Genomic DNA, 14,279 nt, shown 5'->3' with positions numbered 1-14,279 from the left:
AGTGCGGAATTATATCAAGATTTAGTGTTTTTTACAAACTATTTTTTCCTTATAAAAAGGAAAAGGATTATTCATCCTCTCCGTGGTCTAGTTTAAGATCTCTATCTTTGTGATAAAACATTCCTGTACCAACTGGTACAACTCTTCCTAAAACAATATTTTCTTTAAAGTCTTCTAAATAATCAAATTTTCCTTGAATACTAGCTTCTGTAAGTACTCTTGTTGTTTCTTGGAAAGAAGCTGCACTAATGAAACTATCAGATTGAATTGCAGCTCTTGTAATACCTACTAACACTGGTTCTGCAATAGCAGGTTCACCTCCAAATTTCTTAATTCTTTCATTCTCTTCATTAAACATTTTTCTACTTACTAAATCTCCTTCAATAAATTTAGTATCACCACTATCAACAATTCTTACTTGTCTTAACATCTGATTGATAATAAGTTCAATATGTTTATCATTAATATTAACACCTTGCAATCTATAAACTTTTTGAACTTCACTTACAATATATTGTTGAAGTGCTTTTTCTCCTAAAATATTTAAAATATCATAACTAGAAATTTGCCCATCTGTTAGTCTCTCCCCAGCATGAACAAAATCACCATCATGCACTAAAATTTGTCTATCTGCTGGAACCAAGTATTCTTTTACTGCACTCTCACCCTCAACTATAAGTCTTTGTTTTCCTCTAATTGATTTACCAAATTTTACAATTCCATCAATTTCACTAATAATCGCTGGAGATTTAGGACGTCTTGCTTCAAATAGTTCATTAACTCTTGGAAGACCTCCGGTAATGTCCGTTGATTTAGCAACAGCTTTAGGCGTTTTAGCTAAAACATCACCTTGTTTAACTTCCGTACCTTCTTGAACATGAATAACTGTTTTAGGTTCAAGTACATATTCATAAACTTTTGATTCACTAGCTAACAAAATTCTTGGATGATATCCTTTTGGTAAATACTCTTTTACAATAATTCTTGATTCACCTGTAAGCTCATCTATTTGAGTTGTTACAGTAAATCCATCGATTACATCTTCAAATTTAACCACACCATTTGCTTCTGCTAAGATTGGATTAGCAAATGGATCCCATTCAGCAATTATTTTACTCTCTCCATTAATTGGTTCAGCGATAGTATCCCCTGCTTTTATCTTAGCATTATCATCTTTTAATATCCTACTTCCTCTTACAATATAATATCTATCTGCTTCTCTATCATTTTCATCAACAATTACTGCAAATAGACCTTTAAACTCATTTGTTTTACCAATTTCAGTTCCAGCTTTAAGATCATAAACTCTCTCAAGATGATCACCAATCAATTTATAATATTTAACAATACCACTTGCCTTGCTTTCAACCTTCATAGGAACTGGTTCATTGTCATCAACTTTAAGTTCAGCCCCATAAGGAATTCTTTGAGGTACATACCATGCTTCTTTAATTACTTCTACAATGGCATCATCTTTTTTAACTGGTGCATCTTTATAAGGAATATAAAGTTTTCCTTCAGTTTTCCCAGCAATACCTGCAAGCTCAGTACCTTTTACAATATCATTTTTTCTAAGAGAATATCTCTTAACTGCTCCATCATTACAATGAATTTCAACGATAACTTCTTCGTGTTGAGTTTCTACTTTTACAACACCATCACAAGGTGCTTTAAGTTTTGGCTCAACTAATAAAACTGCTGCATTTCTTCTATTAGCAACAATTTTTTTACCATCTCTGTCATATGTTTCAATATTATAGTATCTAATATATCCATATTTACTTGCTACAATTTGTCTTTCTTCTTGAGTTGAACCAGCAATACCACCTGTATGGAATGTTCTAAGAGTCAACTGAGTACCAGGTTCACCAATACTTTGAGCCGCAATAATACCAACAGCCTCTCCTACTTTTACAAGACGTCTCTCAGCCAGGTTCATTCCATAACACTTAGCACATATACCTTTTGGTGATTTACAAGTAAGTGCACTTCTTACTTTTACAGATTTTACACCTTTTCTAACTATTTCTTTAGCTTCTTCTTCAGTAATTAGCGTACCTTCTGTAAAAAGAACTTCATTTGTAATTGGGTCATAAACATCATCTGCTAATACTCTTCCATAAATTCTCTCTTCAAGAGATTCAACTAAAGTTGACCCATCAGTAATATCAGTAACTTCAATTCCTTCATGTGTTCCACAATCTTCCATAATAACTCTAAAGTTTTGTGAAACATCAACAAGTTTTCTTGTTAGATACCCAGCACTTGCTGTTTTTAGAGCAGTATCTGCTAAACCTTTTCTAGCACCGTGAGTTGAAATGAAAAACTCAAGAACATTTAATCCCTCTTTAAAGTTTGAGATAATAGGTGTTTCAATAATTTCACCATTTGGTTTAGCCATAAGACCTCTCATACCTGCTAACTGTTTAATCTGGCTTGCACTACCTCTAGCACCTGAATCCGCCATCATATAAATTGAGTTAAATCCTTCTTTATCTTTTTTCATAAGATCAAGAAGTTTCTCTTTAATATCATTATCCACTTTTGTCCATATATCAATAATTTTGTTATATCTTTCTTGCTCTGTAAGTAGACCTTTTTTATATTGTTCTTGAACTTCTTTAACTTTTTCAAGAGCTTCTTTAATAATTTGTGGTTTCTCTTCCGGAACAAGAATATCAGCCATAGAAATAGAAACCCCAACTTTTGCTGCATAACTAAATCCAAGATCTTTAAGTTTATCTAAAAACTCAGCTGTAACTTTTAATCCACCTACTTTATATACATAATCTACAAGATTTGCTATATCTTTTTTCTTCATTATTTTATTATACATCTCAACTGGAACAAAATCAGGTGTAATAGAGTATAAAATCATTCTACCAGGAGTAGTTTCAACAATTTCACTTTTTACTTTCACTTTAATTCTTGCATGCAGATCAACTGCACCCTCATCAAATGCAATTAAAACTTCTTCTGGGTTAGCAAAAAGCTTATGCTCACCTTTAACTCCATCTTTAATTAGAGAAATATAATAAATTCCAAGAACCATATCTTGAGATGGTACTGCAATAGCCTTACCTGAAGCTGGCAGCAAGATATTCATACTACTTAACATTAAAATTTTAGCCTCAGCAATTGCTTCTTGACTTAATGGTACGTGAACTGCCATTTGGTCACCGTCAAAGTCTGCGTTAAATGCAGCACAAACAAGAGGGTGTAATTGAATTGCATTCCCATCAATTAAAACTGGATGAAATGCTTGAATTGATAATTTATGTAAAGTTGGTGCCCTGTTTAATAATACTGGATACTGATCAACAATCTCTTGTAAACACTCCCAAACTTCTGGTGTTTTTTCTTCAATATGTCTTTTTGCTTGCTTAATTGTAGTTGCATATCCTTTTTCTTGAAGTTTTCCAATTAAATGTGGCTTAAATAGCTCTAACGCCATTTTTTTAGGAAGCCCACATTGATCCATTCTAAGATTTGGTCCTACTACAATAACACTTCTTCCTGAATAGTCAACCCTTTTACCAAGAAGGTTTTGTCTAAATCTACCAGTTTTACCTTTAATAATATCACTTAGAGATTTAAGTGGTCTTTTATTAGCACCTTTAATTGTATTACCACGTCTTCCATTATCAAATAATGCATCAACAGCTTCTTGAAGCATTCTCTTTTCATTTCTAATAATAATTTCAGGTGCATCAAGTTCTATAAGTCTTTTTAATCTTTGATTTCTATGAATCACTCTTCTATATAAGTCATTTACATCTGCTACTGCAAATTTTCCTCCATCAAGTGCTACAAGAGGTCTAAGATCAGGTGGAAGTACTGGAATTACAGACATAACCATCCACTCAGGTCTATTATCACTATTTAAGAAACCTTCCACAATTTTAAGTTTTTTAACAATATCTTTTTTTCTAGCTTCGCTTTTTGTATTTTTTAGTTCTTCTTTTAATGTATAGTACATTTCTGGTAAATCAAGCTCTTCAAGCATTTTTCTAATAACTTCAGCACCCATTTCTGCATGAAAACCACTATCTCCATAAAGGTCTACAAGTTTTCTATACTCTTCTTCTACTAATACATCTCCTCTTTTTACAGGAGCGTCGCCTGGTTCATATACTACATATGCTTCATAATAAAGTACTCTCTCTAAATCTTTCATTTTAATATCAAGAAGAGTACCAATTCTACTTGGAAGGTTAGATACATACCAAATATGCGCTACAGGTGTTACAAGTTCAATATGTCCAAATCTCTCCCTTCTTACTTTAGAAGTAGTAACTTTTACACCACACTTTTCACAAACAATTCCTTTGTAGCGCATTTTTTTATATTTACCGCAAAGACACTCATAATCATTAATAGGACCAAATATTTTTGCACAAAAAAGCCCATCTCTTTCTGGTTTAAGAGTTCTGTAATTAATAGTTTCAGGTTTTTTAACTTCCCCGTGAGACCAAGAAAGAATCTCTTCCGGGCTTGCAATCTTAACTTGAACCGCATCTATATCTTGCGGTCTATTCTCTTCGTCCCAGTCAAGTTTAATATATTTAAATTTCTTCATTGTCCTCTTCCTTTTTATAAAACTCTAAATCTAGTCCGAGTGCTCTTAATTCTTTACTTAAAACAAAAAAAGTTTCACTAAGACCTTCAATAGGAACATTTTCACCACGAGTTAGAGCTCTATATGCTTTATTTCTACCCTCAACATCATCTGATTTAGTTGTTAACATTTCTTTTAAGTTATATGCAGCACCATATGCTTCAAGTGCCCATACTTCCATTTCCCCAAATCTTTGTCCACCAAATAGCGCCTTACCACCAACTGGCTGTTGAGTAATAAGTGAATAAGGACCGATACTTCTTGCGTGAACTTTATCATCAACAAGATGATGTAGTTTCATCATGTACATATAACCTACATTTACTCTCTCTTTGATAGGCTCACCAGTTCTACCATCATACAGCTGAGTTTTGCCATCTTCTGGAATTCCTGCCATCTCAAATAATTTTTTAAACTCTTCTTCTGTCACACCTTCAAAAACAGGAGTTGAAAATTTAACACCTTTTGCCCAGTCTCTTGCATATTTTAATAACTCTTCGTTAGTTAAGCTATCAAGGAATTTTTCATAATGTTCACCAAAATGAGCCACTCTTACAATTTCTTTCATTTTCTCACGAAGTTTATTTATATAATCTTCTTGTTTTTCTTTTAAAATTTTTTCAAGTTGTTCTCCTAGTTTTTTACCAACAAGACCTAAGTGAACTTCAAGAATCTGCCCAATGTTCATCCTTGATGGAACCCCAAGTGGATTTAAAACAATATCTACAGTTCTTCCATCTTCCATATAAGGCATATCTTCTTCTGGAACTATAACACTTACAATACCTTTGTTACCGTGACGACCTGCCATTTTATCACCAACTTTAATTTTTCTTTTATTAGCAATATATACTTTTACCATTTTAGCAACACCGTTTGGCAGGATATCATCTCTTTCTAATACTTCAATTTTTTCATCATATTCACGTCTAATATTTTCTTTTTCTGCTTGATATTTAACTTTAATATTCTCAAATTCTTGTTTTGTCTCCTCATCATAATATTCAATTAAACTTAAAAGTAAAAATTTATTAATGTTTTCTAACTCATCTCTTGAAACTTTTTCTCCAGCTTTATAAGCTCTTTCGTTTAATTTTAAGTCTTTTGCAAGTGGTTTACTTGATAAAAGAGTTGCAAGAGCTAAAATTTCTTCTTTATCAATAATACTTAATTTATTTTTATATACATCTTCAATTTTTTGCTTTTCTTCCTCATAAGCACGTCTTGCTCTTTCATCAAGCTCATAACCTTTTTTCGTATAAACTTTAACATCAATTACAACACCTTCCATACTTGCCGGTGCATATAGTGAGCTATTTACTACATGACCTGATTTATCTCCAAAAATTGATTTAAGTAGTCTCTCTTCAGGTGTTGGTTTTACATCACCTTTTGGTGAGATTTTACCTACAAGAATCATACCAGGTTTTACATATGTTCCAACTTTTATAATTCCACTTTCATCAAGATGTTGTAAATGTTCAGATTTAACTCCCGGAATATCATTTGTTAGCTCTTCTAAACCGTGTTTTAATTCTCTAACTTCACAAACTTCTTCATAAATATGTACTGATGTATAAACGTCATCTTTAATAATTCTTTCACTAAGTACAATAGCATCCTCAAAGTTATATCCATTCCATGGCATAAATGCTACAAGAACGTTTTTACCAAGAGCAATTTCACCATTATCCATATTCGGACCATCTGCAATTACATCTCCAGCTTTTACAATATCTCCTTCTTTTACAATAGGTCTTTGATCAAAAGATGTATTTTGATTTGTTCTGAGATATTTTTCAAGTCCATAATGGTCAATATATGCTCCGTTTTCATCTTCGCCAAGAATATAAATATTTTTAGAGTCAACTTTAATAACTTTTCCACCACGTTTTGCTTTTACAATTTGCCACGCATCACGTGCTACATATTTTTCCATTCCAGTACCAACAAGTGGCGCCTCACTTCTTAAAAGTGGCACACCTTGACGCTGCATGTTAGAACCCATTAATGCCCTGTTTGCGTCATCATGCTCTAAGAATGGAATAAGCGATGCTCCAACCCCTACAATCATTTTAGGGTTCAAATCATACAAATCAACTTCTTTTTTATCAACTAAAATAATTTCACCATCTTTTCTTGCTTCGATTAAGTCCTCTAATATCTCACCTGTTTCCTCATCAATTTTCACACTTGCAGGTGCTATTACTTTTTCTTCTTCTTGTGTAGCAGTTAAATAAACTATTTCATCTGTTACACGGCCATCTTTTACAACCCTATAAGGAGCTTCAATAAACCCAAACTCATTAACTTTTGCATAAGTTGAAAGTGTGTTTACAAGACCAATATTTTGTCCCTCAGGTGTTTCAATAGGACAAATTCTTCCATAATGACTAGGATGTACGTCACGGATTTCAAATCCTGCTCTCTCACGAGTTACACCACCTTCACCAAGAGCACTGAGTCTTCTTTTATGTGCAACTTCACTAAGCGGGTTAGTTTGGTCCATAAACTGTGATAATTGACCCGTAGCAAAAAAGTCTAATATAGTTGTTGTTACAAGTTTAGTATTTACTAAATCCATTGGAAGTAGATCATTTACATTTGTAATAGTAGTCATTTTATCTTTAATAGTTTTTTGCATTTTAGCAAGACCATCTTGAAGTTTATTTGCAAGTAACTCTCCGATACTTCTAATTCTTCTATTTCCTAAATGATCTCTATCATCTATCTGACCTATACCATTTTTTACACCAATTAAATATTGAATAGTTTTAATAATATCTTGATATGTTAAAACAGTTACTTCATCAGGAACGTTAAGTCCTAGTTTATGATTCATTTTCATACGACCAACTTTTGTTAAGTCGTATCTTTCCGGATCAAAAAATAGTTTTTCAAATAATTCTTTTGCAGTTTGTGGGTTTGCAGGTTCCCCAGGTCTCATAACTTTATATATTCTAATTCTAGCTAAATCATTTTCGTTTTCAATTCCTTCAGTCTGTTTTAGAATTTTAAGTGTTTCTATATCTTGATGAAATGCTTTCAAAATTCCATCATCAACACCGTCAGCTAAATCATTTACTATTTTAAATGAATCAATTTGTGATTCTGCAATCTTTTTAAGTTTAACTTCATTCAAAATTGTTAAAGTATCAAATAACACTTCACCAGTTAATGGATCATAAATTGGTTCTGCTAAATGTCTATCTAAAAGAATTTCAATAGGATATTCAACTAAATCATATTTTTCTTGAATTTCTTTAAGTTTTCTTCTTGTAAGTCTCTTACCAGCAGCAAGTATTACATTTCCATCTTCATCTTTTATATCATAATCAAGTTTTCCTACTTCAAGTTGACTTGAAGGCATTAAAAATTTATTATTTTTTATATAAATATCAATTATAGGATAAAACATTTTTAAAATGTCTTCTTTGCTATAATCCATTGCACGAAGAAGTATTGTTACAGGAACTTTTCTTCTTTTATTTACTCTTACATACAATACATCTTTTACATCATATTCAAAATATACCCAACTTCCTCTATCTGGAATAATCTGTGCAGAGTATAATAACTTATTTGAATTTTGAGCTTCTTCTTGTTTAAAAATAACTCCAGGACTTCTGTGTAATTGATTAACAATTACTCTTTCAACTCCATTTATAATAAAACTAGTTCTTTCAGTCATTAAAGGTATATCTCTAATAAAAAGTGTTTGTTCTTTTATATCTTTTATACCAATTTTTTCACCAGTTTTCTCATCTCTTTCATGAACTATTAATCTTACTTTTATTTTAATTGGAATAGAATATGTAAGACCTTTTTCCATACACTCTCTAACTGTATATTTTGGTTTTTTAAACTCGATTCCAGCATATTCTAAAGTTATTCTATTTTGTGCATCTGTAATTGGAAACATTGACTTAAACACTTTATGGATACCACTTTTTTCAGGTTCTTTTAAATTTATAAAATCTTGAAAAGAGTTTTGTTGTAAATGTAGTAAATTCGGGATATCCAATATTTGAGGGACTTTTGAAAAGTCAAGTCTTAATCTATTAGCTGATTTTAATTGGTTTAGCATAGGCTCTCCTGGGTGAGAATTTGTAGATTTTGTTCGAAATGGTATTTATATCAAAAAAATAAAAAAAAAGCAAGAAAGAAATTATTTAAGTTCTACAGTAGCTCCTGCTTCTTCAAGTTGTTTTTTGATTTCTTCAGCTTCTTCTTTGCTCACTGCTTCTTTAAGTGTAGTTGGTGCACCATCTACCATTTCTTTTGCTTCTTTAAGTCCTGCACCAGTAATTTGTCTTACAACTTTAATTACATTAATTTTTTTAGCACCTGCATCTTTAAGAATTACATCAAATTCACTTTTTTCTTCAGCTGCTCCACCTGCTGCTCCACCTGCTGCTCCTGCTACAACAGTTGGTTGTGCACTAACTTCAAATTTTTCTTCAAAAAGTTTAACTAATTCGTTTAGTTCTTTAACTGTTAAGTTTTCAATTGTTTCTAAAATTTGTTCAAATGTACATGCCATAACTACTCCTCCTATTTTTTATTTAATTATTCTTGTTCTTGTTCTTTTTTTTCAATTAATTTTTGTAGTCCCCATGCAAATTTTGCAATTGGAGATTTCATCATAAATGCAACCATTCCAAGTAATTCATCTTTAGTTGGAAGTTTGCTTATTTCATCTACATAAGCTGCGTCTTTTAATTCACCTTCTACTACTGCACCTTTAATTTTAAATGTTTCTTTATGTGCCGCAGCATGTTTTGTAATAATTTTTGCTAAAGTGATTTGATCTTCACCCCATACAAAAATGTTGTTTTCTTCAAAGTCAACATCAATGCCATTGTTTTTAAAAGCAATTCTTGCAAGAGTATTTTTAATAACTCTTGTTTTTCCACCTGCTTCTCTAACAGCTTTTCTTAAAGATTCTAATTCTTTTACTGTTTGACCTTTAAAGTCAGCGTAGAATACACTAGCTTCATTTGTAAATTCTTTTGAAAGTTCTTCAACTATTTGCTTTTTTAACTTTTTTTTCATAAAGCTCCTTTCTCTTAGACTCGGCAGGGTATTAAGGGAATATCCCACCTGCTTTCTAAGTCACTTGGACTTAGGCAAAAAGCCTATTTATATTCAGCTAATTCATTTACATCTAATTTTAAACTTGGACTCATTGTAAGACTTAGTGCTGCATTTTGAATATATCTACCTTTAGCACTTGCCGGTTTCATTTTATTAATTTTTTCAACAAAAGCTTTTGCGTTTTCAAATAATTGTTCAGGTGTAAAACTTACTTTTCCAATACCTACGTGCATATTTCCTTTTTTATCTACTCTAAAGTTAACTTGACCTGCTTTTGCATTTTTTACAGCCTGAGCAACATTAACTGTAACAGTTCCTGTTTTTGGATTTGGCATAAGACCTTTTGGCCCTAATACTTTACCGAATCTTCCAAGTTTACCCATCATATCTGGAGTTGCTATTAAGATATCAAAATCTAAGTTTCCATTTTGAATCATTTCAAGAACTTCTTCTTCTCCAGCTATATCAGCCCCAGCTGCTTTAGCTTCTTCTGCTTTATCATCTTTAGCTAATACTGCTACTTTTACTTCTTTTCCTGTTCCATGAGGAAGTACTACGCTTCCTCTAATCATTTGATCTGCATGTCTTGGGTCAACACCAAGTCTAAGTGCTAGCTCTACTGTTTCATCAAACTTTGCTGACTTTAATTCTTTTATTTTTTCAACAGCTTCTTTTAATGAATAAACATCTTTATCTATCTTTTTTAAAAGCTCTTGATATCTTTTACCATGTTTTTTTGCCATTTTCACTCCTACGTAGTTTTTCTACTTCCACACAAGTGGTATTAGTCTACTATTTCTATTCCCATACTTCTTGCACTTCCTGCAAGAGTTTTCATTGCTACTTCAATATCATCCGTATTTAAGTCTGGTAATTTTTTTTCAGCTATTTCTCTAAGCTGAGCTTTTGTAATTTTTCCAACTTTTTCTTTTAAAGGATTACTACTTCCTTTAGTTATTCCAGCTGCTTTTTTTAGTAAATCTGTTGCTGGTGGTTGTTTTGTAATAAACGTGAAACTTCTGTCACTATATACAGTAATCTCAACAGGAACTGTAAAGCCCATCATATCTTTAGTTTTTTCATTGAAAGCTTTACAAAATTCCATAATGTTAATACCTCTTTGTCCTAAAGCTGGACCTACAGGAGGTGATGGATTCGCTTTACCTGCTGGGATTTGAAGTTTTAATACTTCTACTACTTTTTTTGCCATCCCTTATCCTTTATACGATTTTTTCTACTTTTGTGTAATGTATTTCGACTGGTGTGCTTCTACCAAAAATAGTCACGTTTAGTTTTAGCATACCTTTTTCATAGTCAAAATCTTCAACTTCACCCGTAAAGTTAGCAAAAGGACCTTCAATGATCCTTACAATTTCATTTTCTTCAAAGCTAACCTTAGGCTTAGGTGCCGATTTTTGTTTTGCTTTTTGTAAAATTAAGTCAATATCTTCTTTTTTCAGAGGAGTTGGCTTTTTAGATTCACCAATGAATCTACCAACTTTTGGAAGAGATTGTATTTTATGCCATAATGCAGTATCCAAATCAGCTTCTAAAAACACATATCCAGGATATATACTTCTCTCATATATTTTTTTCCTACCATTTTTTACTTCTATAACCTCTTCTGTAGGTACTATTATTTGACCAATTCTATCTTCTAAGCGCATTTCTTTTTTTAAATTTTCAACAGCTTTTTTTACAGCAAGTTCACTACCTGAATATACTTGAAGTGCATACCACTCTTTATTTTTTTCAGCCATATTTATCCTTATAATACTACTTTAAGTATTCCTCTCATTATTAAATCAATAAAACTTAAAAACAATGTTACAATAGTTACTATTGCTATTACAGAAATAAAAGCTTGTTTTACTTCATTAGATGTTGGAAATATTACTTTATCTAGTTCAGTTTTTGCTAGTTTTATATAACTAATAAAAGATTTAAATCTTCCCATTTTAACCTCTTCCAAAAATTGGCATTTAATGGCAGGGCAGGAGGGACTCGAACCCCCAACAAGCGGTTTTGGAGACCGCCGCTCTACCATTGGAGCTACTGCCCTATATGGAGCGGGCGACGGGACTCGAACCCGCGACCCTCAGCTTGGAAGGCTGACGCTCTAGCCAACTGAGCTACGCCCGCTCATTCAAACCTAGTTTTAATAGGCTTGAATGAAAGGGCAAAAGCCCAAATTAAAGTTTAGATTCTTTATGAGTAGTGTGTTTATTACACCACTTGCAATATTTTCTAATTTCAAACTTTTCAGGATGTTTTCTTTTTTCTTTTGTTGTATGATAATTAAATCTACCACACTCAGTACATTTTAGATGAATAATTTCTCTCATCACTATCCTTTAAAATAAGGCAAAACCTTATTCAATAATTTTTGTAACAACTCCAGCACCAACAGTTCTACCACCTTCTCTGATAGCAAATCTTGTACCTTCTTCTAGTGCAATTGGAGCAATTAGTTCTACAGTTAATTTTACGTTATCACCAGGCATAACCATTTCTACACCCTCTGGTAGTTGAATAGTACCAGTTACGTCAGTTGTTCTGATGTAGAATTGTGGTCTATATCCATTAAAGAATGGTTTATGTCTACCACCTTCTTCTTTAGTTAATGCGTAAACTTCTGCTTCAAATTTTGTATGAGGTGTAATACTTCCAGGTTTTGCAAGAACCATACCTCTTTCTACTTCATCTTTTCCAATACCTCTTAGAAGTACCCCTACGTTATCACCAGCTTGAGCTTCATCCATTTCTTTTCTAAACATCTCAATACCAGTTACTTTTGTAGTTCTTGTTTCTTTGAAACCAACGATATCAACATCGTCACCAAGTTTTAAGATACCTCTTTCAATTCTACCAGTTACAACTGTACCTCTTCCTGAAATTGAGAATACGTCTTCAATTGGCATTAAGAAATCTTTTTCAGTGTCTCTCTCTGGAGTTGGAATATACTCGTCAACTGCATTCATTAGTTCCATAATTTTTTCTGACCACTCACCTAGTTTACCAGCTTTTACTTCTTCAAGAGCTTTAAGAGCTGAACCTGCAATTACAGGTGCATTATCACCATCAAAATCATATTCACTTAAAAGTTCTCTAACTTCCATTTCAACAAGTTCTAGAAGCTCTTCATCATCTACCATATCCATTTTATTTAAGAACACAACAATAGCTGGTACACCAACTTGTCTTGAAAGAAGAATGTGCTCTCTTGTTTGTGGCATAGGACCATCAGTTGCTGCAACAACTAGAATAGCTCCGTCCATTTGAGCAGCACCAGTAATCATGTTTTTAACATAGTCTGCGTGTCCTGGACAGTCAACGTGTGCATAGTGTCTATTTTCAGTTTCATATTCTACGTGAGATGTATTAATAGTAATACCTCTTTGTCTTTCTTCTGGTGCGTTATCGATTTGGTCATAGTCTTTCATTTCAGCAAAACCTTTCATTGCTAAAACACCAGAAATAGCTGCTGTTAAAGTAGTTTTACCATGGTCAACGTGTCCAATAGTACCAATATTAACGTGTGGTTTAGTTCTTTGGAATTTTTCTTTTGCCATTTTATTCCTCCATTTAAAATTTTTAAAATAAGCTCTTTTATGAACTCCAACAAGGCCTTGCTGGAGCCCATAGCCGGGATTGAACCGGCGACCTCTTCCTTACCAAGGAAGTGCTCTGCCACTGAGCTATATGGGCAAAAACACTGCTAGCAATGTTTTAAAATAAATTAAAACAATAAATTACTTTTGGGAGTTTATGAGCAGACAACATTGCATTATCGAAGTTGCTCAGCTCCCAGTTTGTCATGACTGGAGCGGGCGACGGGACTCGAACCCGCGACCCTCAGCTTGGAAGGCTGACGCTCTAGCCAACTGAGCTACGCCCGCTCATGGTGGTGGGGGCAGGATTCGAACCTGCGAAGGCGAACGCCAACGGGTTTACAGCCCGTCCCCTTTGGCCACTCGGGAACCCCACCATTTAACTGGTCAAACGCTGAATACGACTGGAGCCGGCGAAGGGACTCGAACCCCCGACCTGCTGATTACAAATCAGCTGCTCTAGCCAGCTGAGCTACGCCGGCACAACCTGTCGTTGTGGATTGAAATTATAAGAAAAAAAATTTTTAAAGTCAAGAGTTTTCAAGCTAATTCGAAAAAAATTTGAAAAAAAATTCAATTTTTTTAAAAATAAAAAAGAATATAATCTAAATTTAAAATTTAAGAACTTATCAGACCATCGAAAAACATGTCTACCAGCATTTTTATGGTGGTCTAGATAGTCTGGAGCCTATCTGCCTGCAGGAGTAGAGCTAGGTTAAAAATTAAAAAATTTATCAATTTTTTACTATATTTTTTATTTTTTCTTATGTAAACTTTCTTAAAATTTAAAGAATTTAAGTTGAAATAGAAAAAATTTACTACATTGAGCCATACCTTAGCAAAATACAAGCTAAAATTATTGATATTACTGAAAAATGATTTTTTGGATAATACCAAATCTCAAATAGATAGTGTATAATATTCAATATGGGAAGAAAATTAGATAAGGGATT

At 32.9% G+C, this 14,279-nt stretch carries 10 protein-coding genes and 6 tRNA genes; all 16 read right to left on the bottom strand.

Annotation, left to right across the window (positions count from 1 at the left end; all coding sequences use genetic code 11):
• Window positions 1-67: 67 nt before the first annotated feature.
• The gene (rpoC, locus tag ACYQ1U_RS07975; protein WP_459886503.1) at window positions 68-4,579 is read right to left on the bottom strand and encodes a DNA-directed RNA polymerase subunit beta'; all 4,512 of its coding nucleotides are present in this window, start codon (window positions 4,577-4,579) and stop codon (window positions 68-70) included.
• A complete protein-coding gene (gene rpoB, locus ACYQ1U_RS07970; protein ID WP_459886500.1) occupies window positions 4,566-8,705 on the bottom strand; it encodes a DNA-directed RNA polymerase subunit beta in 4,140 nt (1,379 codons plus the stop codon). Before rpoB ends, rpoC begins: the two co-directional genes overlap by 14 nt.
• Before the next feature lie 81 nt (window positions 8,706-8,786).
• Window positions 8,787-9,161 carry a 50S ribosomal protein L7/L12 gene (gene rplL / locus ACYQ1U_RS07965; RefSeq protein WP_459886497.1) on the bottom strand — a complete coding sequence of 125 codons (375 nt, stop codon included), beginning with the start codon at window positions 9,159-9,161 and terminating at the stop codon, window positions 8,787-8,789.
• A gap of 26 nt (window positions 9,162-9,187) precedes the next feature.
• Window positions 9,188-9,673 carry a 50S ribosomal protein L10 gene (rplJ, locus tag ACYQ1U_RS07960; protein ID WP_459886495.1) on the bottom strand — a complete coding sequence of 162 codons (486 nt, stop codon included), beginning with the start codon at window positions 9,671-9,673 and terminating at the stop codon, window positions 9,188-9,190.
• An 83-nt stretch (window positions 9,674-9,756) separates the two neighbouring features.
• Window positions 9,757-10,458 carry a 50S ribosomal protein L1 gene (rplA, locus tag ACYQ1U_RS07955; protein ID WP_459886492.1) on the bottom strand — a complete coding sequence of 234 codons (702 nt, stop codon included), beginning with the start codon at window positions 10,456-10,458 and terminating at the stop codon, window positions 9,757-9,759.
• A gap of 41 nt (window positions 10,459-10,499) precedes the next feature.
• Entirely contained in the window at window positions 10,500-10,925 is a 426-nt protein-coding gene (rplK, locus tag ACYQ1U_RS07950; protein WP_459886489.1) for a 50S ribosomal protein L11, read from the bottom strand.
• A gap of 10 nt (window positions 10,926-10,935) precedes the next feature.
• The gene (gene nusG, locus ACYQ1U_RS07945) at window positions 10,936-11,475 is read right to left on the bottom strand and encodes a transcription termination/antitermination protein NusG (RefSeq protein ID WP_459886487.1); all 540 of its coding nucleotides are present in this window, start codon (window positions 11,473-11,475) and stop codon (window positions 10,936-10,938) included.
• A gap of 8 nt (window positions 11,476-11,483) precedes the next feature.
• On the bottom strand, window positions 11,484-11,672 hold the full coding sequence (secE, locus tag ACYQ1U_RS07940) for a preprotein translocase subunit SecE (protein ID WP_459886484.1): 189 nt from the start codon (window positions 11,670-11,672) through the stop codon (window positions 11,484-11,486).
• 29 nt (window positions 11,673-11,701) lie between these two features.
• Window positions 11,702-11,777 (bottom strand) — tRNA-Trp (locus ACYQ1U_RS07935).
• A gap of 3 nt (window positions 11,778-11,780) precedes the next feature.
• Window positions 11,781-11,857: transfer RNA gene (locus ACYQ1U_RS07930), tRNA-Gly, on the bottom strand.
• A gap of 50 nt (window positions 11,858-11,907) precedes the next feature.
• Window positions 11,908-12,060, bottom strand: a complete 153-nt coding sequence (gene rpmG / locus ACYQ1U_RS07925; protein ID WP_459886481.1) for a 50S ribosomal protein L33 — start codon at window positions 12,058-12,060, stop codon at window positions 11,908-11,910.
• Between the two features lie 27 nt (window positions 12,061-12,087).
• A complete protein-coding gene (gene tuf / locus ACYQ1U_RS07920) occupies window positions 12,088-13,287 on the bottom strand; it encodes an elongation factor Tu (protein WP_459886479.1) in 1,200 nt (399 codons plus the stop codon).
• A gap of 61 nt (window positions 13,288-13,348) precedes the next feature.
• Window positions 13,349-13,423 (bottom strand) — tRNA-Thr (locus ACYQ1U_RS07915).
• 114 nt (window positions 13,424-13,537) lie between these two features.
• Window positions 13,538-13,614 (bottom strand) — tRNA-Gly (locus tag ACYQ1U_RS07910).
• 3 nt (window positions 13,615-13,617) lie between these two features.
• Window positions 13,618-13,703 (bottom strand) — tRNA-Tyr (locus ACYQ1U_RS07905).
• Window positions 13,704-13,731: 28 nt separating this feature from the next.
• Window positions 13,732-13,808 (bottom strand) — tRNA-Thr (locus ACYQ1U_RS07900).
• Window positions 13,809-14,279: the final 471 nt, after the last annotated feature.

The sequence above is a fragment of the Caminibacter profundus genome, assembly GCF_054657155.1.
The sequence above is the reverse complement of the archived record's forward strand: the minus strand, read 5'-3'. Positions and strand labels throughout refer to the sequence as shown.

Coding starts and splice junctions, on each gene's coding strand:
- rpoB (WP_459886500.1), bottom strand. CDS start 8,705: ATGCTAAACCAATTAAAATCAGCTAATAGATTAAGACTTGACTTTTCA.
- rplJ (WP_459886495.1), bottom strand. CDS start 9,673: ATGAAAAAAAAGTTAAAAAAGCAAATAGTTGAAGAACTTTCAAAAGAA.
- rpoC (WP_459886503.1), bottom strand. CDS start 4,579: ATGAAGAAATTTAAATATATTAAACTTGACTGGGACGAAGAGAATAGA.
- tuf (WP_459886479.1), bottom strand. CDS start 13,287: ATGGCAAAAGAAAAATTCCAAAGAACTAAACCACACGTTAATATTGGT.
- rplA (WP_459886492.1), bottom strand. CDS start 10,458: ATGGCAAAAAAACATGGTAAAAGATATCAAGAGCTTTTAAAAAAGATA.
- nusG (WP_459886487.1), bottom strand. CDS start 11,475: ATGGCTGAAAAAAATAAAGAGTGGTATGCACTTCAAGTATATTCAGGT.
- rpmG (WP_459886481.1), bottom strand. CDS start 12,060: ATGAGAGAAATTATTCATCTAAAATGTACTGAGTGTGGTAGATTTAAT.
- secE (WP_459886484.1), bottom strand. CDS start 11,672: ATGGGAAGATTTAAATCTTTTATTAGTTATATAAAACTAGCAAAAACT.
- rplL (WP_459886497.1), bottom strand. CDS start 9,161: ATGGCATGTACATTTGAACAAATTTTAGAAACAATTGAAAACTTAACA.
- rplK (WP_459886489.1), bottom strand. CDS start 10,925: ATGGCAAAAAAAGTAGTAGAAGTATTAAAACTTCAAATCCCAGCAGGT.